Below are 25,295 nucleotides of genomic sequence, written 5' to 3'. Positions count from 1 at the left end.
CGCGGCCGGCCGCAACGACGTAGCGGCCGTCCTCGGGTTTCTGGTGGCGCTGGTCGCCGCGGTCATGGCAGCTCAGCGCTGGCACGAAGCGCAGGAGTACCGGTCGCAGGCGCAGGCCGCCGGGCGGGCGGGCCGGCTACTGCGGGAAGCGGTGGAGGTGAGCGCCGGGGCGGTGGCCGCGCGCGGATTCCGCCCCCACGCCCGACGCTCCGCACCGGCCCGCGAAGCCGGTCCGCGCTCGGCAGCGGGCGCGCGTTCGGCGACACCCGGAACCGCCGGCCGCGATGGCGCCCGGCTGATGGCCGCGGTCGTTCAGCAGGCGATCCCCGTACACGCATCCGCAGTGCTCGCCGATCCGGCGTGGCCGGCACTGCGCGACCGACTGGTCCACGCCGAGGAGAGCGGCGACGACCCGGTGCAGGTACTCGAAGCCGTCGCGGGGCAACGCGAACTAACCTCTGCGGATTCGGTCGCCGAAGTGCTTACATGGCGTCTGGACGGTTGGGCCCGCACGCGCGCCCCGGTGCCGAGCACATCGGCCAAGACGCCGCCGACGAAGGCGACCGGCGGCGGCACGGCGCCGGCCCGGGGGAAGGGTCCGGTGGCAGGGAAGAAGCAGCCGCCCGACGCAGATCGGCCGAAGGGCCCGAGGCGGGCCCGCTGACGAGGGGAAGCAGATTGTCCACACCGATGAACCAGCCTGAGCCGTTCGCCGAAGCTGCCAGCGAGGCAGCGCAATCCGCCACCATGGCGGTCCGCCTGATCCTGATGATCGCCGATGCGGTGCGCCGTGACGCGGAGAAGCGGGCGGGCAAGAAGGAGGACACTCCGCCGCTGGCCGACGTGGCGGTGGCCGAGGCGGCGGGAGAGCTCAAGGGACTGGTCGCGCCGGACATCGCCACGGCGCTGATGTCGGGCGCCGACTGGCCGGCCATGGCTCAGCAGCTCGTTGCGTTGAAGCGGTCGGGGGTTGACCTGTCGGAGTTTCTGCCGCGGGTCAGCGAGATCGCTGTGACTGTCCGCGACGCCGTCGCGGCGAACGCCGAGAAGATCGCAAAGGAGGGGACGGAGGAGTGGGCGGGGCTGCTGCGCGAGACGATGCCGGCCGGTCCGGTGCGCGAGGCGATCCTGTCCTCCCCGGCGTGGCCGGACATCGCCCGGACGATGCGCGAGCTCCAGGAGCGGGGGGTGGACGTGCGCCAGATCCTGGTCCACGCCCACAACGAGGGAGCCGGAGTCGATCAGGCCGTCGCCCGGGTGATGGAGGCGGGCAAGGCCCCGGTCGTGCCGCCGAGCCGGGACGCGAGGAACGCGTGGGGACCGCTGACTGTCGGGCTGGACGTGCCGAAGAATCTGGACCTGTCGGACCGTACGCGGGCGCTGGCCCAGCTCGGCGTCGCGCAGAGCGAGAACGCCCGCTTCGTGCGGATGCTGCAAGAGGCGCTGCCCGGCAAGGAACGGGAGGCGTCGCTGCTGATCGGCGCGCGCCAGTGGCCGCTGCTGGCGGCCCGAATGGCGAAGATGGAGGACGAGGGGCGCAAGCCGGCCGATCACCTGGTGCGGCTGATGCGCGATCAGAAGTGGGCGGACGGGCCGTCCTCGGAGATCACCTCGCGGCTCATGCGGGCCACCAGCGAGGCGCTGCACAAGCCGAGCGGGGACGAGGTCGCGGCGGCCACCGTGGTCACCGCCGCCGCGCGGGCGGGGTCGGTGACCATGGGCCCTACTAAGGCGGCCACGAAGGGGCCGGCGCCGGCGACTCCGGCGGTTGCTCCGCACCGGGCCCCGGCCGCTGCTTCGACGGCCGCGCGCAAGCGTACGTAACTCCCGACGGTGGCCCCCGTTGCTCTGTCGAGCAGCGGGGGCCACCGCGTTTTCCCTAGTGGTCCGGAAGCAGTTCGGACAGCCGCTTGCGCGCGGCATTGTTGGCAAGCCGGTCCGGGTTCACGTCCCGGTGGGAGTCCCGTAGGACGGTAGGCGGGATCAGCCAGCAGCGATCGCCGAGGGCGGGCTCGGGCCAGACATCGGGAACGGTCACAGGTGCTGCCTCCAGGTGTTGCTACGGCCGGGTGGCGCCGTAGTACTCCGATGCCGACTTCGAACTGAGTGCCGAGATCTTGACCTGCTGCCCCGTCTTTGGAGCTTCCAGGATCTGCCCGTTGCCGGCGTAGAGCGCGACGTGGTGGATGCCGGTGGAGTTGCTCCAGAACAACAGGTCGCCGACCTGGAGGTCGGCTTGGGCGACAGGATGGTCGGACGTCGCGGCGTACTGCTCGGCGGCCGTGCGCGGCAGATGCCGGCTGGGCCAGTAGCCGTACTGCACCAGGCTGGAGCAGTCCCAGCCCACAGTGCTGGTCGCCAGGCAGACGCCGTTGAGCACACCGCCGACGCTGTCGCAGAAGCCGGTGGACGGGCCGCCCGGGCTGCCACCGCCGTAGGAGTACGGGACGCCGAGCTGGGTCATGGCACGGCGGACAGCATCGGCGCCCGTTCCGGTGCCGGTGACGGTCGTGCCGGCAGTCGTCCCGCCCTGGTACTGCGGCATCGCGGCCAGGATGGTCGAGACGTAGTTCTGCGTCTCGGGGTAGGGCGGGATGCCGTGCGCGGTGGTGACCGCATTCCAGCCGGCGTTGTACCCGGCCAGCGCCAGAGCTTGGATGTCGCCCGCGATGCCCGAGGACTGGGCCTCACCCAGCAGGCTGCACATGAACCTCCCCTGCGACATCACGGCGTCGCCGATGTTGAACGGCGATACGTTGCCGTCGCCGTCGTCGTCGCGCCCCCAGGTCGCCCAGGTGCCCGGCATGAACTGCGCGGCCCCCTGCGCGCCGGCCGGGCTCGTGACGTTGGCGTTGAACCCGGACTCCTGGTGGAGCTGGGCGGCGAGCAGTGCCGGGGTCAGTGCAGGGAACTTGCAGGCCTGCGACGCCTTGGTGATCCACGGCTTGTACGCGTCCGGCACCCCGGTCAGCGAGGTGGCGACGCCCGCCGCGGTGGCGCTCTGCTGGCCGGAGACAACAGCCATCAGGCAGACCGAGACGAGGACTATCACTCCGAGTACGGCGGCGCAGGCGGCCACCAGGACTTTCTTCATTTGCCCCCCGTTGTGTCTTTCATCTGACTTGCAATTCGTTTGAGTGCAGATGCCCTAGAAGTCCGATAAGCCCGTAACCACCCATCGAGTGACAGTTCGTAGGCTTGAGCCCACCTTTCGGGTGTATTGACGTTGCTGACGCCCCGCTCGACCCGGGACACCATCTGTCGGCAGACACCGACCCGCAGGGCCATGCCGAGCTGACTCAGCCCGAGTCGATGCCTGACATCACGCAGAGTCAACGGGCCCTTTGTCAGGGCGAGTTCAGAAATTGGGACCCCGAGGGCCCGGGCGATCGCTGCGGCAACCCGAGGTCGAGGATCGTGTTTGCCGCCCAGGGCGTGGCGGATCGTGTTGGGGCTCACCCCGGCCAGGAGCGCCAAATCCTCAATGCACACACCGGAGTTGATGCGCAAGGCGGCTGCTCGTGCAGCGTTGAACCGGGACACGCCGTCCTCCGAATGCAAAAAATGCTACCCAAGGTTGTCGCGCAGTCACGTTAGTCTCTGTAGTCCCAGCAGCACAGGACGTTTCATCCAACGCAGGTGTAGGGGGGGATGTTGCGATATGACGATCCATCAGGTCTCTGAGGCGCCCGTGCAGCTGTCCGGGCCGCTGCTGCGATACGGGCTGGTACCCGTGCATGGGTACGACATCGCCGCGGCCACCGTCGCGGCGATGCTCGATGGTGTGCACGGCAACGGCCAGCGGGCCCGAGTCCTGGGGCCCGGGGAACCAGTGCCCTACGGAGCCCAGCCGGTCATGGTCGCACCGACCACCGTCTTCGCCACGATCGCCGTCGAGCGGATGCTCATGGAGTGGCCGCCGGGAGTCCCGCGGCCGTGGCTGGTGCTGGTGGCAGACGTGCCCGCCCCGCCGCCGCCGGCGGCCCGCTATCGGACACGCGCGCTGGGCGCCCGCCTGGCAGGGATCGCCCGCGTGCCGTACCTGCCGGTGCTCCGCGCGGTCGAGAGCCCCGAAGCCGCACTCACGTACGCCGAAGTGGTGCGCGCAGCAGCCAAGCTGTGCCGCCAGATGGAAGGAAAGACGAAATGAGCAACTGGCCCACCAACCTGCTCGCCGAGGACCCGCCGAAGCCCGGCCTGATCCCCGCCGCCAAGCCCACGAAGATCCCCGGTCTCGACGGCCCCGTCGGCACACTTATGGGGTACGGCCTGTACCTGATCGTGCTGGCCGGGGTGGCGGGCGTCGGCTACGGGATCTACAAGCTCGTCATGAGCGACAAGAGCAGGCACGGCGGCGGCTCCGAGCCGTTCAAGTGGATCGGGTCGGGCGTCGCCGCGATCCTCCTGTCCGGATCGCTGATCGCCATCCTCAACGGAATTGCAGGCTGACATGCGCAACAGGGGGAGCAGGACCAGGGGGAGCGGCCTCAACCGAGGCTTGGTATGGGGCGCCGGGATCGCGCTGGCCGCGGTGGCGACGCTGACCGCGTACTCGGCCCTGACGGGCAACGACGACCACAACAACCCTTCGGCGAGCCAGAGCGAGAGCGCGTCGCCGGCGTCGCCGGGCACGTTCTCGCCGGGCACGTCCACACCGCAGGCCGCGCCGTCCTACACCGCGCCGGGGTCCTGGACGGAGCCGCTTCGGTGGCTGGCTCTGCCGCGCGGCACCAAGAACGGGGCCGACGGCACCCAGACCGGGTGGCCGGACACCACGGACGGCGCAGTGGCGCTGCTGGTAGCCGCGAGCACGACCAACATGCAGGGGTCCCACGGCATGGTGGACCAGCAGATGGCCATCTACAACAACTACCTCGCCGCCGCCGACCAGAGTCCGGCGAACGCCGAGAAGATCAAGGCGAGCGCCGCGAAGACCGACGCCAACAGCCGATCCGACCTCGGGCTGCCCGCGTCCGGCCCGCTGCCGTCCGGCGCGTTCGTGCGCGCCAACGTGGTCGGCTTCCGCATCATCGAATCCTCTCCGAGCGAGGTGACCGCCTACCTGCTGACCAAGGTCAGCCAGAAGGCGGGGGAGACCGCGCCGTTGAAGGACAGCTACGTCGTCTCCGTGCTGGGCGCCTCGTGGCAGGACACGGACTGGAAGCTGAGCACGAAGGCCTCCGCCCACGCAGTGGCACAGACCCAGGGTCAGCAGCAGCCGGCGATCGCGTCGCCCGGCGACGTGGCGTTCAACGATGCCGGCTGGACCGCGATCAGGCAGGCGTCATGAAGCGCCGGCTGGTCGCCCTGCTGCTGACCTTCGCCGCACTGTTCGGCGGGATCACGGTGCAGCAGACGGTCGCCGCACAGCCAGCCGCCGCCGGCACCATCGGCAGCGGCATCCGCGGGCTGTGCGACGTGACCCTGGGCAGCGTCATCGGAGTTCTGGGCGTCGATGGGATCTGCAAGACGGTCGGCAACGTCGCCGAGACGCAGATCAAGAAGGAGTACAAGGACGTCTGGGACTCCCTGATCGGCGACCTGCTTAAGAGCGGCGAGGACCTCGCCAAGGGGATGATCAAGACCACGCTCACCCTGGCGCTGCAGGGCCCGTCACTCGACCTCAAGGCCACCGGCCTTTTCGGCGAGAACGCCACACTCGCCGGGATGCTGGTCTGGCTCGGCCTACTCATCGCTGCCGCCGCCTTCATGTGGCAAGTCGGCAAGATGGCCGTGACCGGCGAAGCCAAGTACCTGGGGCGGGCCGCCTCAGGGTGGGCGCAGAACATGGTGCTGTCCACGGTCGGCGTCTCGCTCGTGGCGATGCTCCTCACGGTCGGGGACGAGGTGACCAACGGCATGGTCAACACCGTCTTCGGCAGCAACGGAGCCGCCTACGACCGCATCGTGGCCGTGCTGGTGCCCGCCTCGATCGCCAACCCCGCGATCGTCCTCTCCGGGCTCCTCGTCCTGGTGCTGGTCGGAGCCATCCAGATGGCGCTGGTCTTCCTGCGGCAGAGTGCCATCCCGATCCAGTGCTTGCTGCTGCCGATCGCCGGGGCCGGCCGGGTCGGCGGCGACACCACCCGGCAGTGGGCCCCGCGCTTGATGACCAGCATCTTCGTCATCATCATCTACAAGCCCGTCCTGGCCATCATCATCTGTGCGGGCTTCTCGGAGTTCGGGAACGCGACGACCCTCGCGGAGTGGCTGCGCGGCATCGCCACGCTGCTGCTCGGCATCCTGGCCCCCGCCCCGCTCACCAAGATCTTCGCGCCGCTGGGCGCCGAGATGGGCAGTGGCATGGCGGTCGGCGGCGCCATCGGCGCGGTGGCCGGCGTCGGCGCGAAGTACCTGGGCTCCGGTGGCGGTGGCGGTGGCGGTGGCGGAGAAGGTGACGCCCCGACCAGTGCCGTCGAGCACGCCAAGCACGTTGAACAGACCATGTCGAAGCAGGGCGATGGCGGTAGCGGTGCCAGTGGCCAGGACGGCGCCGCAGGCAGCGACGCGCTTGCCCAGTCCTCCCGGACCCAAGCAGCCCAGGTACCGGCCCAAGGATCAGCCCCCGCCGACGCCGCCGTCGGCGCCACCGCGGGAGCCGCCCCCGGCGGAGCCCAAGCCGCCGCAGGAGCAAGCGCGGGAGCCGGCGCGAGTGCGGGGGCCGGAGCAAGCACTGCGGCGACCGCCGGAACCGCATCGGCGGGTCCCGTCGGGCTGGGGATCGCCGTCCTCGACGGAGTCAACAGCGCCGTCCAGAGCGGCGCGAACCAGATGGGCGGTGGCGACAAGTGAGCACACACGAAGTCCCGACCGGGCTGAGGGTGGACGGATTCAGGTCCCGCCGATCCTTCGGGCTCGGCGGGATGTCCCGCAACACCACGATCGTGGTCGCGCTGGCGCTCACCTTCGACGGCATCCTGGGCACCGCCCAGCACGCAACCCTGCTCATCACCCTGCCGGTCACCGCCGCGCTCGCCGGCCTCGCCGCCGCACGCCGCCACGGCATGTCCGCCCTGTCCTACTACTGGGCCCGGACCGCCTGGAAACGAGCCTCCCGGGCGGACGCCACCTCCTACCGCCAGATCCTGCTGCCCCAGCCCTTCGCGCTGGACCTGCCCGGCGTCGGCGCTTCCTCCTCCCTGATCCAGGCCCACGACCCCACCACCGGCAGGACGGTGGGCGTCGTGCACAACCGCTCAACCGACTGGATGACGGTCTCCACCCTGCTCGCCCCCGGCGGCAGCCTCATGGCACCGACCGGCGCCGTGCGCGGCAACATCCGCACCTGGAGCGCCGTCCTCGACGCGATGAGCACGGACGAGCAGATCAAGGGCGCCAGCGTCACCATCCAGATCACCCCCGGCGCCGGAGAGGCCCTGGGCGACGACGTCAAGAGGCGCCGCCGCTCCGACGCCCCGAAGCTCGCACTCGACACGATCGACGAGCTCGTGCGCACCACGCCGCGGGCAACGGCGTCGGTCGCGCCGTGGATGAGCGTCATCGTGGACCCCATGGCGACGGCCACCCCGCCCAAGGACCTGGCGGAGAAGGTCGCCGAGGCTCTGCGCGTGGTGGACGGCCTCGACCTGACCGGTACCGGCACCGACATCTACCGGCGCACCACAGCAACCGACCTGCGCCGCATTGTCCGCAGCGCCTACGACCCCGATTCCTTCCACGCCCGGGACGAGGAGTTCGAAGAGCTCCAGTGGGGGGAGTGCGGACCCGTTGCGGCGGACGACGACTGGGAGACGTACGCCCACGACGGCGCGGTTTCGGTGTCGATGGTGCTGCGGGAGATGCCGCGCCGGCCCATCCCGTACAGCGTCCTGCTGCCACTGATGTCGCCCGGGCGGTTCCAGCGCCGAGTCACCCTCGCCTACCGGGTGCTCGACCCGCACGAGGGCGAACAGGTCCTGGAGCGCGAGATCTCCGCCGCCCAGAACCGCGCGGACACGACGGCCGAGACCAAGGGCCGGGCCCGCTACAGCCAGAAGGCCGACTTCCAGCGGGCGGAGCAGGCCGCAGCCCAGGCCGCCAGCGGCGCCCAGGTCGTGGACTGGACCCTGCTGGTGACCACGACCGCCCGCAGTGCTGCTGAGCTGCCCGCCGCGCGGCAAGACCTCGCGCGCGCCATCAAGGCAACCCGCGGAATCCGGATGCGCCCCGCATACGGCGCGCAGGCCGCGGTCTTCGCCGCAGGCCTGCCGATCGGCTACAACCCGCTCGTGAAGTAAGAGGGAAAGGGGGGCTCGAAGGTGGCAGGCAAGACCGTAGTGACAACGCCGCGGCGGCTGGACCCGACAGGGTCGGGGCAGCCGGAGCGCGGCCAGCGCGAGGAGGACAAGCGGCGACGGCGGGCGTACGCCGGCCGCATGGGTTGGTCGGGGCGCTTCGGCGGCCGGGCCATTGTTGAGGACGCCGGCACCGTCTACACCGGCCCCAGCACGCAGGCCGGCGGCCTGTACCCGTTCCTGCTCGGCAGCGGCCTGCCGGCGCGCGGCGTCCCGGTCGGCCGGGACGTGCTCACGGGCGAGCTGGTGTGCATCGACCCGTCCGGCTGGACCGGCAAGCTCACCACCAACCCCGGTGTCTGGGTCATGTCGCAGCCGGGCGCGGGGAAGTCCGCCCTGGTCAAGCGGATCTGCCTGGTCTACTGCGCCTACGGCTACATGGTCTGCGTGCCCGCGGACGTCAAGGGCGAGTACAGCACGCTGATCAGCGAGCTCGGCGGCAGCGTGGTGCGCATCGGCGACGGCATCGGCCGGATCAACCCTCTGGACTCCGGCCCGCTCAAGAGTCACCTCTCGACCCTGTCCGGCGATCGGCGCACTGCTCTGCTGGACGTGCTCAACGGGCGCCGGCTGGAGACGCTGGGCGCCCTGCTGTCTACGAAGAACGGGCTCGGCCGGGCCCCGAACGAGATCGAGCGTTCGGCGCTCAACCTCGCGGTGCAGCTGGCTGACGACTCCTCGCCCCACGACGACCCGATCATTCCCGACGTGATCGCCGTGCTCCGCCAGGCCCCCGAGCCCCTGCTGAGCAAGCTGGCGGTCGCCGGTGGCGACGCGTACATGGAGCTCACCCGCTCCGTCATCGCCGGTCTCGACAACCTGACCGGCGGCCCGCTGCGCGGCATGTTTGACGGCCCGACGACGAAGGCGTTGGACCTGAACTCCCAAGCGGTCTCCGTGGACATCTCCAGCCTGCGGGCGCGCGGCAACGCCGTGGTGAGCGCCGGCATGATCGCCACCTGGGCGTACGCCTACTCCAGCATCGACAGTGCCCGCAGCATCGGCCTGCTCGACCGCAAGCTCGTGCTGCCGATGGACGAGATGTGGCGCGCGCTCAGGTCGGGCCCCGGCCTGGTGGACTCCATGGACTCGATCAGCCGACTGAACCGCACCACGGACGACGTGACGATCTACGTCACGCACTCGCTGCTCGACGCCGAGTCGCTGCCCACCGAGGAAGACCGGGCCAAGGCCCGCGGATTGATGGACCGCTGCGACACCTGGGTGATCGGCGCCTCCACCGCCGAGGAGCTGAACCGGGTCACCGGCAAGCGCGCGCTCACCGAGCAGGAACGCATGATGATCGAGTCCTGGTCCAGCGCCACGTCCACCGGCCTGGACACCAGCGACCAGGTGCACCCCGGCCGCGGAAAGTACCTGATCAAGATCGGCACGCGGCCCGGCATCGCCGCGGCGACCGAACTCACCCCGTCCGAGGCACGGCTCTACCGAACCGACAACAACGAACAGCCGGGGGGCGACAGCTGATGATGACCGACAACGACCGCGCATGGGCGGCAGGCGGCACCCTGTTCGGCGGCGCCGTGGTGCTCTCCGCCTCCACCTGGGCAGGAGCGGCAGCCGGCGCTGCCGTGACCGGCAGCCCGGTTGCCCCGCCCAACCTGCTGACGCTCTTCCACATGGCCCAGGACTGGAACTCGGTGTGGCGGGACTCGCCGGTCGCCAGCGGGGTCGGCGCCTGCCTCTTCGACGTGGCCGTCGTCGCCGCGATCGTGTGGGGCCTGTGGCTCGGCATGAGGTGGTTCCGCAACGCCTCGCACCTGGCGACCCTGCACCAGGTGCGCGACCTCACCCCCAAGAAGGCCGCCCGGACCGCCACCCGCCTTCGCGCCTCCCTCAAGAGCGTCAAGCCCAAGACGCTCAAGGCCGCCGACCGCGGCGTGCTGCTCGGCAACCACATGCCGACCAAGGTGGAGTTGCGCGGGTCGGACGAGGACACCTACCTCGCACTTATGGCCCCCCGCGCCGGCAAGTCCAGCGCGGTGGCGATCCCGGTGGCCGAGGAGGCGCCGGCCGCGCTGCTGATGACCTCGAACAAGCCCGACGTGTACGCCGCCACGGTGGCCGCCCGCAGCCGGATCGGCCGGTCCTGGGGACTGGACACCCAGGGCGTCGCGCAGATCGAACGGACCTGGTGGTGGGACATCATCGCCGAGGCCGAGACCATCGACCGAGCCGAGCGTCTCGCCAGCCACTTCATCAACCAGATCACCTCCGACGCCGCAGACCCGTTCTGGAGTCAGGGCGCCTCCGACATCCTGGTCGGCTACTTCCGCGCTGCCTGGTGGGACGGCGCCGAGATCCGCGACGTCCTCAAGTGGGTGGCCGACCCCAACGAGAAGGCCCCGCTGCGGATTCTCCACCAGCACGAGGGAGTGCTGGCCGAGCAGGTCGAGGCCTCCATCAACATCGCCGAGGAGACCCAGAGCGGGCTGTACCAGAACGCCCGTACCGCCCTGTCGTCGCTGCGCGACGAGAAGGTCCTCGCGTGGGTGACGCCCGACAAGCACCGAGACCAGTTCCGGCCCGAGGAGTTCGCCACCAGCAAGGACACCCTGTACCTGCTGAGCAAGAAGGGCGGCGCCGCATCTGCGGTAGTCGCCGCTCTCGCCGACGCGGTCTTCACCGCGGGCTCCGAGGCCGGCGAGCGGCACGGCGGCCGACTGCCGGAGCCGATGCGCGCGATCCTGGACGAGGCGGCCAACATCTGCCGGATCGCCGACCTCCCCGACCTGTACTCCCACCTTGGGTCCCGGGGCATCACGCCGCTGGTGATCCTCCAGAGCTACCGCCAGGGAGTCAAAGCGTGGGGGGAGGTGGGCATGGACGCGATGTGGGGAGCCAGCACCAAGAAGATCATCGGTGTCGGTCTGGATGACCCGAAGTTCTGCGCCGATGTCGCCAGCCTGGTCGGCAGCCACGACTTCTACCGCGGCTCCTACACCAAGAGCAAGGACGGCGGTTCGACCTCCGTGAGCGAGCAGCGCGAGCAGATCCTGGAACCCGCGGAGGTTCGTGCGATGCGCCGGGGCACCGCCCTGCTGCTGTCCACCGGGATGCCGGTCGCCCAGATCGCTCTTCGGCCCTGGTACGAGGAGAAGAGCATGTCGCACATCGGCGGGGAGATGGCGGCCGAGGAGGCAGCGATCACCAAGCGGGCGGTCACCGCCTACGAGGAGCGCGTGGCGGCCCGACGTGGCTGATAGCTCGACCCCCGGTGACGGGACGCTGCCGGCAGCCGTCGAGGAGGACGTGGCCGACCTCAAGGCCGAGTTGGCGGCGATGCGGGCGGAGATCAAGGCCCTGCGGGAAGAGGTGGCCGCCGGCGCCGCCGGCACCGACGAGGACGAGGAGGAGGAGGAGGAGGAGGCACCCGAGGAAGCCGACAACGAGCCGGCCGACGAGGAGGACGCGTGGCAGTTCCCGCCGTTCATCCTGCTGCTCGAAGGGGAGATGTACGAGGCCGAGCGGCGCGCGCTGGCCGAGTGGGTCGAAGGCGTGCTGGTCCCGGCCTACCTTGGCGAGCCGTCCGCCGATGCCCGCTGGTGCCACCGGTGGCTGGAGCACCTGGACGCCATCGCCTTCCTGCACGCCCTGTGGCTGGCCTGGCAGGAGTGCACGGACCCGGCCAGCTGCGGCTACACGGGCCCGTCGGTCTGGCACCGTGACCACTACCTGCCGGCCATGAACGAGCTGCGGAAGTCGTCGGGCACATTCCAGGGCTGCACCAAGGGCGAGCACGCGATCGCTCACCGGCTGGGCAGCCGGGTGCCCAGCGTCTGGTACACGGACGAACCGGCCTGACGCGTCCGCACATGACGGTGCCCCTGAACTGCGAACCGCCCGCGGTCAGGGGCACCCTCATGTGCGGACGCGTGCCGGGGGACTCTGAATTTCCGAGTCCCCCGGGCGGGCCGGCCGGAGAGGGCGCCCTCCGCCGGGGCCCGTGCCCGGGCGGTGCGCTCACTCGTTGGGCCGTACGTGCTTCCTCTCCGGTGTGATCCCGAGCCCTTCGCCGTGTCCGGCCGGCGGACGACCGCCGCGGGGGAGCGGTGAGCCGCCGCCGCCTGAACCTGACCGGCACGCTGGCGAAGGGCTCGATGCCCACCCAGGCGCGCACTCCACCGTGGGTGCCGACCGACGTGCCGGTCAGCACGGTCGTCCAGCAGCGCGTCCTGGTGGCCGAGTTCAACGCCCGCGTCGGCGCCTGGCGTGAGCTCATCGCCGGCGTGGACGACCGCGAGCTGCGGCGCATCGAGACCACCGTCCGGGCGGATGCCGACCGGGCGATGGCGGTCACCTCGCGGGTGCGCGCCGCCCTGCGGGCGTTGAGCCGCTGGGACCAGGCGCTCGGCGAGCTCCACGCGGATCTGGTCGAGGCAGCGGGTCCGGCCGGGCCGTGCGAGTGGGCGCGGGACGCCGGCCGGGCGGAGGAGATCGCCGTGCGCCGGGCCCGGGCCGCACTCGCCGAGGCCGTCCTGCGCTACCACCACGGCGCCGGCGCTGCCCCGGAGGACGCCCGGGTGTGGTGAACCCCGGTCATGGCGTGTCGGGTTCGGTGGCGCGGGTGGCGCGGGTGGCGAGCGGCCAGGGGCTGGGGGTGGCGGCGAGCGCATCGGAGGTGATGGCGGTGCCGAGTTCGGCGAGGAGCGGGTGGGTGGCGGCGACGGCGCGCAGGATCGTGGTGGGGGTGGTGTGGCCGTCCAGGCGACGCCCATTGTTGCTGGTCAGCAGTGGGCCGGTTTCGTCGGTGGAGTCGGGGGCGCGGGTCTTGCGGTGGGGCAGGTAGTCGTTCACGGCGAGCACGGTGGCCGGGGGGACTTCGAGGAAGCGGGTGCCGCCGCCCTTGAGTTCGACGCGGGCGGTGTGGCGGTGCTGCTCGCGGACCAGGTCGGCGAGGTCGAGGGCGACCGCCTGATGGGCGCGCAGGTGCTCGATGCCGAGGATGAGGTAGCCGAGTGCACGGGCGCGCTCGGGCTGGGGGCCGCGGTAGCGGTCGAGGGCGGAGACGAACAGCGCGGTGGTGGGTGGGTCGAGCGGGGGCCGGCCGGGCGGCAGCGCTGTCACGTCGGGCCGCAGCTGCTTGAGCGCGGGGTTGTGCTGGGCGGGGTTGAGCTTCTGGGCGTGGGCGTAGAAGCCGCGCACCGAGGAGACGCGGCGGGCGATGGTGCGTTCGGCACGGGCTCGGTTGGCCCAGCGGGCTACGTCGGCGGGTTGCGCGGTCCAGACGTGGCGGCCGGCGTAGGCGATCCAGTCGCGCACCTCGGTGTCGTAGTCCTCGTCGGTGCGGTCGGCGAGCGGGGTGTTGTCGAGCCAGTGGGCCAGCACGACGTAGGGGTCGAGATCCATGCCCCCGGACCCTACCGGCGAGAGTTTGGGATAACAGAGCGCCCACCACCCCTTCAGGTGAGCCTTCCGAACGTGGGAGCGGAAGGTGCACGCGCGGCGCCCGGCCCCGCCGGCAGGAGGATGGCTGAGGTCCCTCTCTGTTATCCCAAATTGCATGTGGGGGTCGGCGATGCCGCCGGCCTGGCCGTGGCGCACCGAATAGGTGAGGCTCGCGTCACGGCTGCTCGTCGTCCTGGCCGTGCTGCCGCAGCCACTCTGTGGGGTCGATCTCGTGCACGGCGCGGCCGGTGAGCTCGCTCATCAGCTCGGTATTGCCGGTGTCCACGGCCATCAGCACCGCCGTGCCCCGCAGGGCGGAGGCGACGTTGAGCAGGCCCTCCTCGCTGTAGTCCTGCATCCGCCAGCCGGCATCGCCCATCCGCTCCACCAGCAGCCGCAGGCCACCCGCGACGGCAACGGCCTGCCGAGCGAGAGCGGCAAGCTCCTCTTTCCGGTCCGCCATCACGGCCCCACCTTCGCGGTCCTCCGGCCGGCGAAGTCCCCGATCACGTCACCGGAAGCCGTCACGCGGTGACGCCTGTTGAACGGGTGACGCCTTCTGAACGCGACTCCAGACGCCGCCGATAGGCCCGGGTGCGGCACCGCGGCGAGCAGTACACGGCGTCTTTTGCGCTTCCGAACGGCCTTCGGAGCCTCCCCGATCACCCACCAGCCGTGGCAGATCGGGCAGCGGACCTTCGGGCGCCTGTAGTGGCGGCCCTCCCGCACGGCCAAGGCGAACTCGACGTTCGTCCGCCACCACAGCTCCCGCTCCCGCTTCGCCCGCCAGGCCCTCGTGCGGCAGGCCGCCGAGCAGTACCGCCGCGACTTCCGGCTGCCCTCCGGCAGCTCGACGGCGCACTGATCGCAGCACCTAGCCGATCGCCTGACCATACCCCCAGCATGCACCTGCCAGGCGCCAGAACTCCAAGATCAGTGCGAAACCAACCGGCGCTCCGGAGCTCCACCCTCCCCGCCAGCGGCGCGCGCTCGCCCTACCCTTCTGCCATGGACGCTTCCCTCTACCGCATCCGCCCCCTGCAAGCCGACGACATCGACACCGCCCTGGAGCTGATGCAGCAGGCCAACCCCGGCTACGACGCCCAGAGCCTCGTAGCCCACCGGCACCTGCTGGAGATGGCCACCGCCCCCGCCGGGACCGGCCCCACCGAGGAGGCGCTGAGGGCGATGGCGGCCGAGTTCGCCAGCGGCGCCAGCGGCGTCCCGATGAGCGCGGATGCCGCCTATGAACTGCTGCGAAAGGGGAACGCTGCCACCCGGGCCACAGCGAACGTGCTGGTGACGCTGGTCGCGGAGGAGAAGTCCAGCGGCACGGTGGTGGGCCTGGTGAACGCTGGAGCCACCGGAGGGTGGTCGCACCGCGCGATCACCCAGCTGCCGGAGCCGATGGTGCGCCAGCTGCGCGAGCGGGTAGTGGAGATCTCAGACATCGCGGTGGCCTCAGACCACCGGCGCCGGGGCATCGGCGCGGAGTTGCTGAACACCCTGCTCAACGCCGACAACGACCGGGCGCGGCAGTGGCGCGTGGCGATCTGGTTCTGGCACGAGGGCACCGGGATGGGCGGATTCCACCAACGGATGGCCCCGCAGTGGCCGATTGACCGGCCGATCGCCTTCCTCGACTCGGGGCGGGGGTACGTCCCGTTCCGAGTGATGGCCGGAGACCTGCGCGCCTGCATCGCCCCTATGCACCCCGACACCCAGCTGACCATCGACCCGACCGGCCAGGCCGCAATCAAGGGCATCTTCGACCAGCCCTGGCCTGGCTCCGTCCCTGGCGCCCGAAGCGCCACCAAGCCCTCGAAGAGCAACCGCAAGCGCGACAAGAAGGCGCGTGGTCGCGCCCGGAGCTGACTCGGTCCCGACCCTTCCCGAGGCCACACCCACAGGATGCGGCGTTCGGGCGACCATTCCTTATCGTGTTCACGATAAGGAATGTCCTCGATTCGGCGACATGATGGGTGGGGCCGATCAGGGCCATCCGACCGTGGGACCCTGGTGGGCATGGACGACGACCACGACGTAACCCCGGCTGGCCTGCGCGCTCTCGCAGCCGAGGCCGAGGCCTTCGCGCTGCGGCTGGCCGAGGTCCGGGACAAGCTCCGCCAGGTCCCGGAGCGCGAACGCGTCACCGCCTTCCGGGTGGACACTGCCGCCGGCTACGCGCGCCAGGCTGCCGGGGAGCTCCGCGAGAGCGCCGACGCCGTTGCGCGGGCGCGGGCTGCCCGCGGTGCCTGTGCCGCGCACCACGGCACGTGCCCCACCTGCGGTCCGGCTGGCCTGTCCAGCAGTGGCGGGAGCACAGTGTGTTCCCGGTGCGGGACGCGGTGGGGATACGACCGGCTCAAATCGCCCTGCGCTGAGCCTGTCACCTTCCGCGTGGTCGGCGCCGAGGGCGGTGAGGGGATTCTGCTGTGCCAAGGGCACGCCGAGGACGCCAGGGTCCGGCTGGTCGGTGCCGTACTGACCCCGTTCGGCTGACCCGGCCGTTACGCTGCCGCCCATGACGACGCATCAGGACAAGACCTCCGACCGGATCGACGGGGTCCCGGAACGGCCCGGCGCAGCCCAGATGATCGGCAACGCGCTACGGGCGCTCCACATCGACCCCGACGGGGGCGGCGCCATCGAGCGCCCCGCCATCGCGGCCGGCCGCCTCCTTGCCGCCGCCGAAATCCTCGCCCGCACGACCATGTCCGTCCCGGGCGACCCGGACGGCCAGCAGAGCACGGACGACCTGATGCACGGCTTCTACGGCACGGTCGTCGCGTTCAGCAACGGGATGCCCGCGGGCGCCTCCTCAGCCCTGCGCGGCGCGCTCCTGGAGGACCGACTCCGCCGCGCCGAGAAGCAGGCCGAACTCACCGGGGAAGAGGCCGACCAGCTCGGCTCCGCGCTGAGCATCGCGCTCGCGGAGACCCAGCGGCTCCGCGCCAAGGGCGGCGTCCTCTGAGCCCGCACAGAAAGGGCTGATCACCGCTTTGCGGCTGGTGACAGAGTTCTTACCGGCACGACGGAAGGCCGGTCACCACCCTGGTGGTGACCGGCCTTCCGTCGTTCGTCATCCCGTCGGGGCAACGGCCCAGGGGTCCGGGACCGGGGTCGCGTCGATCCATCCGGCGGCCGTCTCGTACGCCATCCCCGAGGTGACGTGGCAGATGCTCTGCTCCTCGTCGCCGTAGAACATCACCTTCAACCGCTGCCCTGCCGTGTCCACGATGGCGCCTTCGCGTCCGTTGTGGCGGACCCGGCCGCCGAGCGCAACGCGGATGCCGCGACGCTTCTCCAGCGCGTAGTAGGTGGCGATGTGCTCCAGGTCGGCAGCCTGCCGGCGCCGGTTGTCGGCCTCGACCTCGTACTGGTCGTCGTCGTTCGTCATTGAACTGGGTCTCCTTGTCGGTCGGGTGCGGGCAGGGCTCAGTCGTTCTCGGGGACGAGAAGCTCGTTGGTGAGGATGTTCGCCATGGCGTACTCCGAGCGCCGCCCGGCGGTCAGCAGCTCCTCGATGAGCGGGGCGTCGGTCGGGTCGCTGGGCCGGTCCGGGTAGGCGGTGTCGTCGATCTGCTGCTCGATGAAGTTCACCAGCACGTAGTACTCCGCCGCCTTGGGTTCCGTGATGCCGACCCGGATGCGGTCGATGCCGAGTTCCCGGCGCCGCGCGGCGCCGCGGGCAGTCTCCGCGGCGAGGGAGCCGTCCCGGCGTGCGGCCACCGCGCGGGCGGCCCAGGCCCGAGTGGTGTCCATCCGGGAGAAGGAGATCTCCCGGCTCTTCATCAGGCCGAAGTGGTACGGGTGCTTCTCCAGCATCTCGGTGACCAGCGCCCGCATCTGGTCGCGGGTCGGTCCGTCGGGCCACTGCACCAGCCACCGAGCGCCGCTCTCGTGGCGAAGCTCGACCGGCACGTCCGTCTTCTCCGACAGGTGCCGGCCGAGGTTGAAGGCCTGTGTGCTGCGCTGACTCATCTGCCTGCTCCTGTGCGGTGGTTGGGGTGTGGGGCGGTCATGACGCTGGCCGGTCCTGTTCGCCTTCGGCCCGGGCGCGGTTGGCGGCCTGCTGCTGGGCGGCGACCTTGGCCATGGGGTGATCGGCGGTTTCGCCGCGGTCGCGTTCGTAGCGGTCGCCGGTGTTGGACTTCCGGGACCAGCGGCCGTGCCGGTCGGCGCTCTCCTTCGAGGCGCCGGCCTTGCGGGCGGCCGACCGACCGGAGGCGCGCCAGCCGTGCGCGGTGAACTCGCGGCCCTGCTCGTCCACCGCGTACCCGGCCGCGCCGACCAGGCGCTTGGAGATGTCGTTGACCGAGCCGGCGGACAGCTGGTCGCGGACGTTGTCCCAGCGGTCCACGCCGCGCAGCAGCCGGCCGCCGGTGATGCCGCGCTCGGCCAGCAGCAGCCGCCAGGTGCGCCAGGCCTGCAGCGGGCAGAGCGCGTCACCGCGGGCGGGGAGGAAGACTTCGGCGCCCTTGCCGGTCTGGTCGGTCTTGCTGCTGCGGAACCGCACGTAGAGGCCGGGCTTGTCCGGGTCGGTGCTCACCCGGGTGTCGGTCCAGTTGAGCTTGGCGAGTTCGGAGCGGCGGGTCCAGGCGGCGAAGGAGAAGGAGATGAGGACCCGGTCGCGGGCGCCGGCCAAGGTGGTCGGGTCGCACCGTTCGGCGATCTCCAGGGTCTGGTCGGCGGTGACGATCGCGGACTGTCGCTCGGTGCGTCCGGCGTCGGCCAGCGTCTTGCCGTGCGCGGTGATGAGACGCCGGGCCAGCTTGGTGCCGGGCATGCCGTCGAAGCCGGCTTCGGTGTGGACCGCGCGCACCGCGGCGACGGCCTGCTCCAGCGAGGCGACGCCGAGCAGTTCGCCGGTGCGCGTCGAGACGGTGTCGGTCAGCGTGCTGGTCCACTCGGCGAGCGTCTCCGCGCGCATCGGCAGCGGGATTCGCCCGTGCTGGGCGCACCAGGTGGCGGCCTGGCCCCACCACCGGGTGTAGGCCCGGAAGGTCTCGGCCGGCACCGCGTCGCGCAACTTCTGCCGGGTGTGCTCGGTCAGCTGGAAGTCCGCGGTGGTCCACGGGGACACGTCGGCGACGATCTGCCGATCAGGCCGGACAACGAGCTCGGCGGACGCCGCCGGGGGGCCGAGTGAGGCGTCATCAATTTGCACTAGCTTGTCTCCCACGGTAAGGAGTCTTATCACGAGTGAGGCGGAGCTTACCACTGATAAGTGACGACGCGTCCCCGATTCGGGGACACCTGACAAGTTGTCACTCGAAGGCGTGAGGAATTCCGGCAAGATTCTCCAGGGTCTAGACGAAGCGGGGGCTGGCGGGCACACTCGCCCTACAGACCCCGGAGAGCCGGGCAAGTATCTGCCGGAAGGCCCTCATGAAGATCACCATCGAAGGCGCATCGGAAGAGTTCGAGCGGAGACTGCTCGACCTTGTCGCCGAACACCGCCACGAACTGCTCGTTACCGCCGACACCGAGTGGACCGTCCAGCGCGCGGAACGCTACCTCCGCTCGCTCCCCGCCAGCGCCCGCCGCTTCGCCGAGATCGTCGTGATCGACGGCGACGGCTACGCCGACGCCGATACCCTGCGCAGCAGCGTCGGCAAGCTCAACGGCCCCACCGTCGGCCTGTCCCGCGCGATCGGGCGCGGGGTACGCGAGGGCTGGTGGCCGGAGGGCACCGCGGCGCCCATCACCGTCGTCTACGACCCGGACAACCCCTCGTGGCAGCGGGCCATTGCCTATGAGATGACCAGCGAGAACGTGCCCGTCTTCCGAACTGCCATTGCCCAGCTGGCCGTGGCCAAGGGAATCTCCCAGTCCTTGGGCCTGATCCCCGGAGGCCCGACGACGGTCGGCAGGAGGGTCATTGTCCCGGCCAGCGACCTCGTGGACCTCGACGGCGGCTCCCGCCCGGCCGACGCCAACCAGGACGACAACGACCAGCCCCGCCCGGAGGGAACCGGCATGACCAACTTCTTCGACAATCCGCAGATCGCCATCGGCCAGATCGCCGACGGCAAGCTCCTCACGGCCAGTCTTGAGGCCCCACTCGCGCCCGTCCCGGCCGCCGACGACCCGATCAGCCCGCGCCGGCGCGGGAAGACGGTGGCCCTGAAGACGACCGCCGAACCGGCCTCGCAGGACGAGCCGGACGAGGACGACGGCGTGATGGAGTGCCACGTCTGCTTCCAGCCGTACGAGTCCGACGAGGAGAACAACCTCTCCCACCTCGACACCACCCTCGACGCCGACCACACCCCGCGAAGCTGACCATGACGACTGCGCAGGAGATCATCACGGCCGTGGCGACGCGCCGCGGTGTCCGGGAGTACAACATGGACGCCGGGTCGGCCTTCCGGTCGGCCGGCGGCATCGTGGCGGCGGCCGTGGTGGACGGCATCGGCAACGACCCAGCGGGCGCCGTGGCCATGCGGCTGCTGGCCGAGACGGCAGTGCGGATCGGGTCCACCCGGGGAGCACTCGCCGGCATCATGGCCGCCGCCAGCCTGATCGAGGACCCCGGGGTCGAGGAGTACGCGCCGGACGCCGTCGCGGTGCTGGCCCTGGCCGAGCCGGGACGCCCCACACTCCTCGCGTGGGTGGGCGACGCGCACGTCTACGGCTGGGACGGATCGGCGCTCCGACGTCGGACCGACCCGCAGACCATGGGCGCCTACCTGCGCCAGCACGGCAACGTGGAGCTCCCACCACTGATGGACGACTGGGTGCGGGTCAGCCTCTCCACCGCCACGGTCGCCACCGTCGCGCTGTCCCAGGCGCCGGCCGACGAGTTGCTGCTGCTGGTCTCCGACGGCACCGACGACCTGTCCCGCGAGGAACTGGAAGCGCTGGTGCGCGAGTACCAGGGCGATCCGCAGGCCTTGGCCGAGGCGGTGGTGGCCGCAGTCCAGAAGAACAGCGACGGGTACCGCGACGACGCGACCGCCGTGGTGCTGCTGCCCCGGTGACCGTCGGCCGGTCCGGTCAGCTGTCGGTGGTCACCGCCCGGCCTGGGCCGGCCGACCGCACCTCCGCCCGTACCCGGTCCAGTTCGTGCAGCAGCTCCGCCAGCGCGTCGCGGGTCTGCTCAGCCTCCTCAGCGCGCGGACCGGTGAACTCCAGGGGCGGCCGGTTGTAGGGCATGAGCCGGGAACGGATGCTCTCCAGGTGGGCGACCAGATCCACCGGGTCAGCGCCGTCCGTGAGTGCGGTGTCCAACTGCCGCACGGCCCGGCCGCCGAGCACGTCCAGCTCCAGCTGCGGCCAGGCCTCGTGCAGCACGTCGGCCAGTCGGCGGGCGATGGCGTCGAGCCGGACCGCGTTGGCCGTGCACCAGGCGTCGGCGGCCCGCCGGCGGGCCCGCACCAGTCGCTGCTCCGCGGGGTCGCGGTCGCCCAACTCATGAACGGCGCGCTCCAGTCGAGCAGTTCGAGCCTCCGCAGCCTGCCGCCGCTCGAAGCCGAGGCGGTCGGCAACCTGCTGCCAGGTGCCGCCGCGGCTCCGGGCAGCGCCGATCAGGTCCAGTTCCAGCGCATCCAGGCGAGCGCGCGCGGCCTTCACCTGGGTCAGGGCCGCCAGGACATCGTCCAGCGGCACCGCCGGCGGCTCGTCGCCGGGTAGCACCCCGTACCCGCAGGCGGCAGTCCGTACCGCCTGCATCACTTGCAGCGGGTCCAGGAACTCCCGGCCGGCGCCGTACTTGTCCCTAAGCAGTTGCTCTGCGGCCTGCTGACCGGTGCTGTCCTTCACCGGCGAAGCCTCTCATGTGTCGCCGAACCGGCGACACATGCCTGTGCCACTCGGAAAGGTGACTGGTGTTCAGGATTCCTGGGGATGTCCCCGATTCGGGGACATTTCTTATCGTGAGCACGATAAGGTGCTGCCCATGACGACCGCCATCGCCCCCGAAATCACGGGGGAGCACGCCCACGGCTCCACGATCATCCGAGCTCTGGAGCACGCTTGGGACACCATCCGCGCCCATCACCCCGACCTGCCGTCCGTGGTGATGATCACCGGGCACGGCCGGCAGCCCGGCGAGGACGCGGTCACCTGGGGCCACCACTGGGCCGGGTCGTGGACCGCAAAGGACGGCAGCGCCGTCCGCCCCGAGCTCTTCGCCAGCGGCGAGCTGCTCGCGCTGGGTGGGGTGAGGATCATGCAGACGCTGCTGCACGAGGCCGCGCACGCCCTGGGCACCGTACGGGGCATCAAGAACACCAGCAGCGGCGGGCGGTACCACAACCGGGAGTTCGCCAAGCTGGCGAGCGAGGTGGGGCTGGAACCGCCGGCCCGCGCAGACGCCGACCAGCAGCGCCGCGGATACAGCAACTGCCTGATCCGGGAGGTGACCATCACCCGCTACGCCGAGGTCATCGCCGCCCTGGATGCCTCGGTGGGGCACCTGATCGAGGACCCCGACGCCCGGCTGATCGCCCAACAGGGCAGTGCGCCCGGAGAGGTGCTGCCGCCGGTCGTTGTCGTCCAGCCCGGGGCGATCGGCACCGATCTGCCGGAGATGCCCACGGGCACGCAGCGCACGGAGAACCCGCGCGGCGGAAGCCGCTGCACCATCGTCTGCGGCTGCCTCACGCACGTCCGCCGCGACGCCCACGGTGGCATCCGCGACGCCGTGGGACCCCGCCGAATCCTGGCCACGCCGGGCCTGCTCGACGGCGGGCCGATCACCTGCGGCGTGTGTCACCAGGACTTCGAGCTCACCCCCGAGGCCTAGAGCCGTGCCGCACGTCCACTCACCGCAGGCCCCGCCCCCGGTTCGCCGGGACGATGAAGGAGGAAGCAGCATGGCCGACCAGGGAGTCGCAGAAGGGGACCGCCACGGGCACGGCGGAGGCGCGGTCCCCGATCCGAGGACACTTCCACCGTGGTCGGCTCCGGAGCCGCAGCAGTTGCCCGACTGGCGGGCGGACCTGATCAACTACACCAGCTCCGTGACGGGCATGCAGATGCTCGCCCAAGCCATCAACGCGGGCAAGGCCACGATGATCCCTCGGGTGCCGACGGCCGGGACGACCTACTCGGCGGGCGCGATCGGCAGTCAGCTCCTGGCCCGCCTTGAGGTCCAGCGACTGGAGCAGGCCCGCCTCTACTACGCGACCGCCGACATGGTGAGCCTGTCGCTCGCCGCCGCGGCCACCCCACCCACCGAGCCGGTGCGCGAGAACAGACTCCCGGCAGACCAGGGCTTCATGCTCTTCGAGTCGCCGATCGGCGGCTACTCCATCAACCTCTCCGAGGCCATGTCCGGCACTGGCTTCACTGTGCCGGGACCGGACCTGTCGCTCACCTCACCGATCGTCGCAGTGTCCTGGTCAACATGGACTCCCGACTCAGCCCGGGTGGACGGCCGCCCCGGCTCGGTCGAGTGGCTGAACCAGGACGCGCACGGCGACCTGCGCCGCCTGGACCCGGCCACTCGGGGTGTGTGGATGACGTTCTACGCGGCGTCCGGCACGCCCTACGACCTGCTGCCACCCGACCTGGTGGCCAGCGTCGGCCCGGACGGCACGGAGGTCACCGCGGGGCTGCTCGCCACAACCCCGGGGACCGGGCCGATCTCCTGGGACAACGAGGTGGTGTTGGCGTACGGGGTGCCGTTCGGCGAGGCCGCGCCGGACAGCACGATGCGCTGGGCTCAGATCGTCTACACCGCCTGGCAGCTGATGGCCCAGCAGGGCAACGCCCAGTTCACCGAGCTGGAGACCGTGCCGCGACCTCGCCACGGCCAGAAGCGCGACCGCAGGGCGAACATCCCCGACGACAGCGCGGTGCGGATCGTCAACGTCCACACGAGGCACCGGCCACCCCGGGCCGCTGCCGAACAGGACGCTCAGGCGTCAACCGGCCGCCGCGAACCGCAGTGGACGTGCCGCTGGCCGGTCCGCCCGTACCGCCGGTACACCTGCCTCAGCCCGCGCACCCACGAGGCCGGCGACTGCGAGCACGAGGACCGGATCGTGCCCGGCCACATCAAGGGGCCGGCCGACAAGCCGCTGCGACTCTCCGACACGGTCAACTTGTGGAACCACCAGCCATGATCGGCTCATCCGCTGATCTCCTTCCGGCACCTGCTCTCTGGGGTACCAGGGCCGCTCCCGCGCCCTGGACCCAGGGCTGCGCGGCACTGCCCGGCGCGCAGCCCGAGCGCGACCTCTACCCGCCATTCGCGCCGGACAGCACCACGCCTCAGCGTTCGGCGAACCCGCCGTTGGCGGCGCGTCCGGGGAGCAAACGGGAAGTCTTGCGGCGCCGGGCGCCGAGCTCCGCCCCCAGGACGGGAGATCTTGCGGTCACCGGCTACCCGAGCAGCTGGCGGCACATCTGGACGAGGTCACCGGGGAGCTGTCCGTACCGGCTCCCTTCGGCGCAGAGATCCGCCGGGGCACCGGGAACAGCCGGCGGCCGACCCGGGGCCGGCTGCTTCGGAGGTTCCTCCGGCCGGCCGCCGTGGCTCGGCCGGGGGCGGTGCGTCGGCGTCGCGCGAGAGGGCCGCGGGCTCTGCGCCGACTCGGGCTCCGGCGTGGTGTCAGATGCGGGCTCGTCAGGTGGTTCGACGGACGCCGGGGGAGCGGGTTCGGGGGTCGGGGTGGCCGGTTGGGGAGAGTCCTGCAAGGGCAGCACGAGCGGGGTTGCTGCCGGCAGCGGCTGGTCGATGGCTGCCGCGGCTGTACGACTTTCGACCGGCAGCACGGCGTGCCCTTCGAGCACCAGGCCAGTCACCAGCAGCCCGATCAGCGCCCCACGCCAGGCCACCTTGGGCAGGAGGCCCGAACTCCAGCGGAGCCGCGCCGACTTCGAGGCGCCGTCGGCGGCCATGGTGTCGGCGAGGTGCTCCCACTCGGTGTAGGTCAACCGGCCCTCCCGCGGTCTGCTGTCGTGCGCACGGCACGGTGTAGGCCGCGGGCGGTCATCTGGCCGCGTACGCGCCAACGACATCGGGGCGCCAAGGTCACCCCGGCGTAGGCCAAATGAGGGCGATCGGACACTGTCCGCCGTCGCCCGACCACTGGCAGCTTCCGGGCCGCCAACGTCTCAGGACGCCATCGTTAATGGTCGGCGCGGTGGACAACTGCCGTGCTAGACCGGTCCGTAACCCCATCAGCACCAAGGGAGTCATCTTGATCACCCGCACAAATCACCAGCCCTACGTCGAGGCCGTTGCCGCCGCAGTGGGCGACGCCGGCCTGAGTGTGCTCCTTGCCTGGCCCACCGGGCAGCCTCCCGCCGTGCGCACGGCGGTGATCACGCTGGCGCCGCCGGAGAGCGGGCCGTACGCCGATGAGGAGGAGGACCTGGAGCTGGTCTGGGACGAGGCGTACGGCTGGAAGGCCGTGCTGCCCGCCGAAGCCGGGACCGTCGATTGGTTCATGGGCGAGGCCCTGGTGCCGGCACCCGCGCGGGTGGCGCGCTGGATCGACATGGTCCTCGCGCACCCGGGGCTGACGCCGAGCCAGGAGGACGGCCCCTCGCGCCTGCCGGAGAACGACGACGACGCCTTCGAGGCGCGACTGTCCGCGTACGCCGCCTCTGTCTGAACCGCCGTCCGCCCGCTCG

General features: G+C 71.1%; 28 protein-coding genes and 1 pseudogene. 19 read left to right on the top strand and 10 right to left on the bottom strand.

Annotated elements, in window-relative coordinates:
• Together ABZY91_RS17245 and ABZY91_RS17240 are read left to right on the top strand one after the other, a co-directional pair.
• Positions 1–664 (top strand): annotated as a pseudogene (locus tag ABZY91_RS17245) (hypothetical protein); the annotation flags it as partial.
• Between the two features lie 26 nt (positions 665–690).
• Positions 691–1,824 carry a hypothetical protein gene (locus ABZY91_RS17240; protein WP_355403228.1) on the top strand — a complete coding sequence of 378 codons (1,134 nt, stop codon included), beginning with the start codon at positions 691–693 and terminating at the stop codon, positions 1,822–1,824.
• Positions 1,825–1,879: 55 nt separating this feature from the next.
• Here the strand turns inward: ABZY91_RS17240 and ABZY91_RS17235 are convergent, their stop codons facing one another.
• From ABZY91_RS17235 to ABZY91_RS17225, 3 genes are read right to left on the bottom strand one after another with little or no spacing between them, the layout of a single operon-like run.
• Positions 1,880–2,038: a hypothetical protein gene (locus tag ABZY91_RS17235; RefSeq protein ID WP_355403226.1), complete on the bottom strand. Its 159-nt coding sequence runs from the start codon at positions 2,036–2,038 to the stop codon at positions 1,880–1,882.
• A 21-nt stretch (positions 2,039–2,059) separates the two neighbouring features.
• Positions 2,060–3,094: a bifunctional lytic transglycosylase/C40 family peptidase gene (locus ABZY91_RS17230; RefSeq protein ID WP_355403224.1), complete on the bottom strand. Its 1,035-nt coding sequence runs from the start codon at positions 3,092–3,094 to the stop codon at positions 2,060–2,062.
• On the bottom strand, positions 3,091–3,543 hold the full coding sequence (locus tag ABZY91_RS17225; protein WP_355403222.1) for a helix-turn-helix transcriptional regulator: 453 nt from the start codon (positions 3,541–3,543) through the stop codon (positions 3,091–3,093). Before ABZY91_RS17225 ends, ABZY91_RS17230 begins: the two co-directional genes overlap by 4 nt.
• A gap of 118 nt (positions 3,544–3,661) precedes the next feature.
• On the opposite strand from ABZY91_RS17225, the gene ABZY91_RS17220 reads away from it, so the two are divergent.
• The 9 genes from ABZY91_RS17220 (at position 3,662) to ABZY91_RS17180 (ending at position 12,847) form a co-directional block, all read left to right on the top strand.
• Positions 3,662–4,150 carry a hypothetical protein gene (locus tag ABZY91_RS17220; protein WP_355403220.1) on the top strand — a complete coding sequence of 163 codons (489 nt, stop codon included), beginning with the start codon at positions 3,662–3,664 and terminating at the stop codon, positions 4,148–4,150.
• Positions 4,147–4,449, top strand: a complete 303-nt coding sequence (locus ABZY91_RS17215) for a hypothetical protein (protein ID WP_355403218.1) — start codon at positions 4,147–4,149, stop codon at positions 4,447–4,449. Before ABZY91_RS17220 ends, ABZY91_RS17215 begins: the two co-directional genes overlap by 4 nt.
• A 1-nt stretch (position 4,450) precedes the next feature.
• Entirely contained in the window at positions 4,451–5,290 is an 840-nt protein-coding gene (locus ABZY91_RS17210) for a hypothetical protein (protein WP_355403216.1), read from the top strand.
• Entirely contained in the window at positions 5,287–6,792 is a 1,506-nt protein-coding gene (locus ABZY91_RS17205; protein ID WP_355403214.1) for a hypothetical protein, read from the top strand. The genes ABZY91_RS17210 and ABZY91_RS17205 overlap by 4 nt, the downstream gene beginning before the upstream one ends.
• A complete protein-coding gene (locus ABZY91_RS17200) occupies positions 6,789–8,237 on the top strand; it encodes an SCO6880 family protein (protein ID WP_355403212.1) in 1,449 nt (482 codons plus the stop codon). Before ABZY91_RS17205 ends, ABZY91_RS17200 begins: the two co-directional genes overlap by 4 nt.
• Before the next feature lie 138 nt (positions 8,238–8,375).
• Positions 8,376–9,782 (top strand): ATP-binding protein, encoded by a 1,407-nt coding sequence (locus tag ABZY91_RS17195; protein ID WP_355403210.1) that lies wholly within the window; start codon positions 8,376–8,378, stop codon positions 9,780–9,782.
• Positions 9,782–11,518, top strand: a complete 1,737-nt coding sequence (locus ABZY91_RS17190) for a TraM recognition domain-containing protein (RefSeq protein ID WP_355403208.1) — start codon at positions 9,782–9,784, stop codon at positions 11,516–11,518. The genes ABZY91_RS17195 and ABZY91_RS17190 overlap by 1 nt, the downstream gene beginning before the upstream one ends.
• Positions 11,511–12,119 carry a DUF4913 domain-containing protein gene (locus ABZY91_RS17185; protein ID WP_355403206.1) on the top strand — a complete coding sequence of 203 codons (609 nt, stop codon included), beginning with the start codon at positions 11,511–11,513 and terminating at the stop codon, positions 12,117–12,119. The genes ABZY91_RS17190 and ABZY91_RS17185 overlap by 8 nt, the downstream gene beginning before the upstream one ends.
• Before the next feature lie 248 nt (positions 12,120–12,367).
• Complete coding sequence (locus tag ABZY91_RS17180; protein ID WP_355403204.1) at positions 12,368–12,847, top strand: hypothetical protein; 480 nt, start codon at positions 12,368–12,370, stop codon at positions 12,845–12,847.
• A gap of 7 nt (positions 12,848–12,854) precedes the next feature.
• On the opposite strand, the gene ABZY91_RS17175 is transcribed toward ABZY91_RS17180, so the two are convergent.
• Both ABZY91_RS17175 and ABZY91_RS17170 read right to left on the bottom strand, forming a co-directional pair.
• On the bottom strand, positions 12,855–13,664 hold the full coding sequence (locus ABZY91_RS17175) for a site-specific integrase (protein ID WP_355403202.1): 810 nt from the start codon (positions 13,662–13,664) through the stop codon (positions 12,855–12,857).
• Positions 13,665–13,878: 214 nt separating this feature from the next.
• Positions 13,879–14,166, bottom strand: coding sequence for a hypothetical protein (locus tag ABZY91_RS17170; protein WP_355403200.1), 288 nt, complete (start codon positions 14,164–14,166; stop codon positions 13,879–13,881).
• Positions 14,167–14,711: 545 nt separating this feature from the next.
• Between ABZY91_RS17170 and ABZY91_RS17165 the strand changes: the two genes are divergently transcribed.
• From ABZY91_RS17165 to ABZY91_RS17155, 3 genes are all read left to right on the top strand, one after another.
• Positions 14,712–15,578, top strand: a complete 867-nt coding sequence (locus ABZY91_RS17165; protein ID WP_355403198.1) for a GNAT family N-acetyltransferase — start codon at positions 14,712–14,714, stop codon at positions 15,576–15,578.
• Between the two features lie 150 nt (positions 15,579–15,728).
• Complete coding sequence (locus ABZY91_RS17160) at positions 15,729–16,205, top strand: hypothetical protein (protein WP_355403196.1); 477 nt, start codon at positions 15,729–15,731, stop codon at positions 16,203–16,205.
• 22 nt (positions 16,206–16,227) lie between these two features.
• Complete coding sequence (locus ABZY91_RS17155) at positions 16,228–16,677, top strand: hypothetical protein (RefSeq protein WP_355403194.1); 450 nt, start codon at positions 16,228–16,230, stop codon at positions 16,675–16,677.
• Positions 16,678–16,785: 108 nt separating this feature from the next.
• On the opposite strand, the gene ABZY91_RS17150 is transcribed toward ABZY91_RS17155, so the two are convergent.
• Genes ABZY91_RS17150 through ABZY91_RS17140 form a run of 3 tightly spaced genes read right to left on the bottom strand, consistent with a single transcriptional unit; the run spans position 16,786 to position 18,888 of the window.
• The gene (locus tag ABZY91_RS17150; protein WP_355403192.1) at positions 16,786–17,103 is read right to left on the bottom strand and encodes a hypothetical protein; all 318 of its coding nucleotides are present in this window, start codon (positions 17,101–17,103) and stop codon (positions 16,786–16,788) included.
• Positions 17,104–17,141: 38 nt separating this feature from the next.
• Positions 17,142–17,687, bottom strand: a complete 546-nt coding sequence (locus ABZY91_RS17145) for a hypothetical protein (protein WP_355403190.1) — start codon at positions 17,685–17,687, stop codon at positions 17,142–17,144.
• A 37-nt stretch (positions 17,688–17,724) separates the two neighbouring features.
• Positions 17,725–18,888 carry a hypothetical protein gene (locus ABZY91_RS17140; protein WP_355403188.1) on the bottom strand — a complete coding sequence of 388 codons (1,164 nt, stop codon included), beginning with the start codon at positions 18,886–18,888 and terminating at the stop codon, positions 17,725–17,727.
• 206 nt (positions 18,889–19,094) lie between these two features.
• Here ABZY91_RS17140 and ABZY91_RS17135 point away from each other — a divergent pair, with 206 nt between their 5' ends.
• Positions 19,095–19,991 (top strand): hypothetical protein, encoded by an 897-nt coding sequence (locus ABZY91_RS17135; protein WP_355403186.1) that lies wholly within the window; start codon positions 19,095–19,097, stop codon positions 19,989–19,991.
• A gap of 2 nt (positions 19,992–19,993) precedes the next feature.
• Positions 19,994–20,689: a hypothetical protein gene (locus tag ABZY91_RS17130; protein WP_355403184.1), complete on the top strand. Its 696-nt coding sequence runs from the start codon at positions 19,994–19,996 to the stop codon at positions 20,687–20,689.
• A gap of 16 nt (positions 20,690–20,705) precedes the next feature.
• Here the strand turns inward: ABZY91_RS17130 and ABZY91_RS17125 are convergent, their stop codons facing one another.
• Positions 20,706–21,470: a hypothetical protein gene (locus ABZY91_RS17125; protein ID WP_355403182.1), complete on the bottom strand. Its 765-nt coding sequence runs from the start codon at positions 21,468–21,470 to the stop codon at positions 20,706–20,708.
• A 136-nt stretch (positions 21,471–21,606) separates the two neighbouring features.
• Here ABZY91_RS17125 and ABZY91_RS17120 point away from each other — a divergent pair, with 136 nt between their 5' ends.
• Both ABZY91_RS17120 and ABZY91_RS17115 read left to right on the top strand, forming a co-directional pair.
• Entirely contained in the window at positions 21,607–22,455 is an 849-nt protein-coding gene (locus ABZY91_RS17120; RefSeq protein ID WP_355403180.1) for a hypothetical protein, read from the top strand.
• A gap of 70 nt (positions 22,456–22,525) precedes the next feature.
• The gene (locus ABZY91_RS17115) at positions 22,526–23,779 is read left to right on the top strand and encodes a hypothetical protein (protein WP_355403178.1); all 1,254 of its coding nucleotides are present in this window, start codon (positions 22,526–22,528) and stop codon (positions 23,777–23,779) included.
• A 259-nt stretch (positions 23,780–24,038) separates the two neighbouring features.
• Here the strand turns inward: ABZY91_RS17115 and ABZY91_RS17110 are convergent, their stop codons facing one another.
• The gene (locus ABZY91_RS17110) at positions 24,039–24,593 is read right to left on the bottom strand and encodes a hypothetical protein (RefSeq protein ID WP_355403176.1); all 555 of its coding nucleotides are present in this window, start codon (positions 24,591–24,593) and stop codon (positions 24,039–24,041) included.
• A 266-nt stretch (positions 24,594–24,859) separates the two neighbouring features.
• Between ABZY91_RS17110 and ABZY91_RS17105 the strand changes: the two genes are divergently transcribed.
• Positions 24,860–25,276: a DUF6292 family protein gene (locus ABZY91_RS17105; RefSeq protein ID WP_355403174.1), complete on the top strand. Its 417-nt coding sequence runs from the start codon at positions 24,860–24,862 to the stop codon at positions 25,274–25,276.
• Positions 25,277–25,295 lie beyond the last annotated feature (19 nt).

The organism is Kitasatospora sp. NPDC002965, assembly GCF_040611255.1.
In the GTDB taxonomy this organism is placed as follows: Bacteria; Actinomycetota; Actinomycetes; order Streptomycetales; family Streptomycetaceae; genus Kitasatospora.
Note: the sequence above shows the minus strand (reverse complement) of the source record. Positions and strands in the feature narration are given on the sequence as shown.

Bases quoted from the DNA above. Each gene is read 5' to 3' on its own strand.
- ABZY91_RS17240 (WP_355403228.1), top strand. From the start codon at position 691: ATGAACCAGCCTGAGCCGTTCGCCGAAGCTGCCAGCGAGGCAGCGCAA.
- ABZY91_RS17230 (WP_355403224.1), bottom strand. From the start codon at position 3,094: ATGAAGAAAGTCCTGGTGGCCGCCTGCGCCGCCGTACTCGGAGTGATA.
- ABZY91_RS17220 (WP_355403220.1), top strand. From the start codon at position 3,662: ATGACGATCCATCAGGTCTCTGAGGCGCCCGTGCAGCTGTCCGGGCCG.
- ABZY91_RS17215 (WP_355403218.1), top strand. From the start codon at position 4,147: ATGAGCAACTGGCCCACCAACCTGCTCGCCGAGGACCCGCCGAAGCCC.
- ABZY91_RS17210 (WP_355403216.1), top strand. From the start codon at position 4,451: ATGCGCAACAGGGGGAGCAGGACCAGGGGGAGCGGCCTCAACCGAGGC.
- ABZY91_RS17205 (WP_355403214.1), top strand. From the start codon at position 5,287: ATGAAGCGCCGGCTGGTCGCCCTGCTGCTGACCTTCGCCGCACTGTTC.
- ABZY91_RS17195 (WP_355403210.1), top strand. From the start codon at position 8,376: ATGGGTTGGTCGGGGCGCTTCGGCGGCCGGGCCATTGTTGAGGACGCC.
- ABZY91_RS17190 (WP_355403208.1), top strand. From the start codon at position 9,782: ATGATGACCGACAACGACCGCGCATGGGCGGCAGGCGGCACCCTGTTC.
- ABZY91_RS17175 (WP_355403202.1), bottom strand. From the start codon at position 13,664: ATGGATCTCGACCCCTACGTCGTGCTGGCCCACTGGCTCGACAACACC.
- ABZY91_RS17170 (WP_355403200.1), bottom strand. From the start codon at position 14,166: ATGGCGGACCGGAAAGAGGAGCTTGCCGCTCTCGCTCGGCAGGCCGTT.
- ABZY91_RS17165 (WP_355403198.1), top strand. From the start codon at position 14,712: ATGGACGCTTCCCTCTACCGCATCCGCCCCCTGCAAGCCGACGACATC.
- ABZY91_RS17160 (WP_355403196.1), top strand. From the start codon at position 15,729: ATGGACGACGACCACGACGTAACCCCGGCTGGCCTGCGCGCTCTCGCA.
- ABZY91_RS17155 (WP_355403194.1), top strand. From the start codon at position 16,228: ATGACGACGCATCAGGACAAGACCTCCGACCGGATCGACGGGGTCCCG.
- ABZY91_RS17150 (WP_355403192.1), bottom strand. From the start codon at position 17,103: ATGACGAACGACGACGACCAGTACGAGGTCGAGGCCGACAACCGGCGC.
- ABZY91_RS17145 (WP_355403190.1), bottom strand. From the start codon at position 17,687: ATGAGTCAGCGCAGCACACAGGCCTTCAACCTCGGCCGGCACCTGTCG.
- ABZY91_RS17135 (WP_355403186.1), top strand. From the start codon at position 19,095: ATGAAGATCACCATCGAAGGCGCATCGGAAGAGTTCGAGCGGAGACTG.
- ABZY91_RS17130 (WP_355403184.1), top strand. From the start codon at position 19,994: ATGACGACTGCGCAGGAGATCATCACGGCCGTGGCGACGCGCCGCGGT.
- ABZY91_RS17120 (WP_355403180.1), top strand. From the start codon at position 21,607: ATGACGACCGCCATCGCCCCCGAAATCACGGGGGAGCACGCCCACGGC.
- ABZY91_RS17115 (WP_355403178.1), top strand. From the start codon at position 22,526: ATGGCCGACCAGGGAGTCGCAGAAGGGGACCGCCACGGGCACGGCGGA.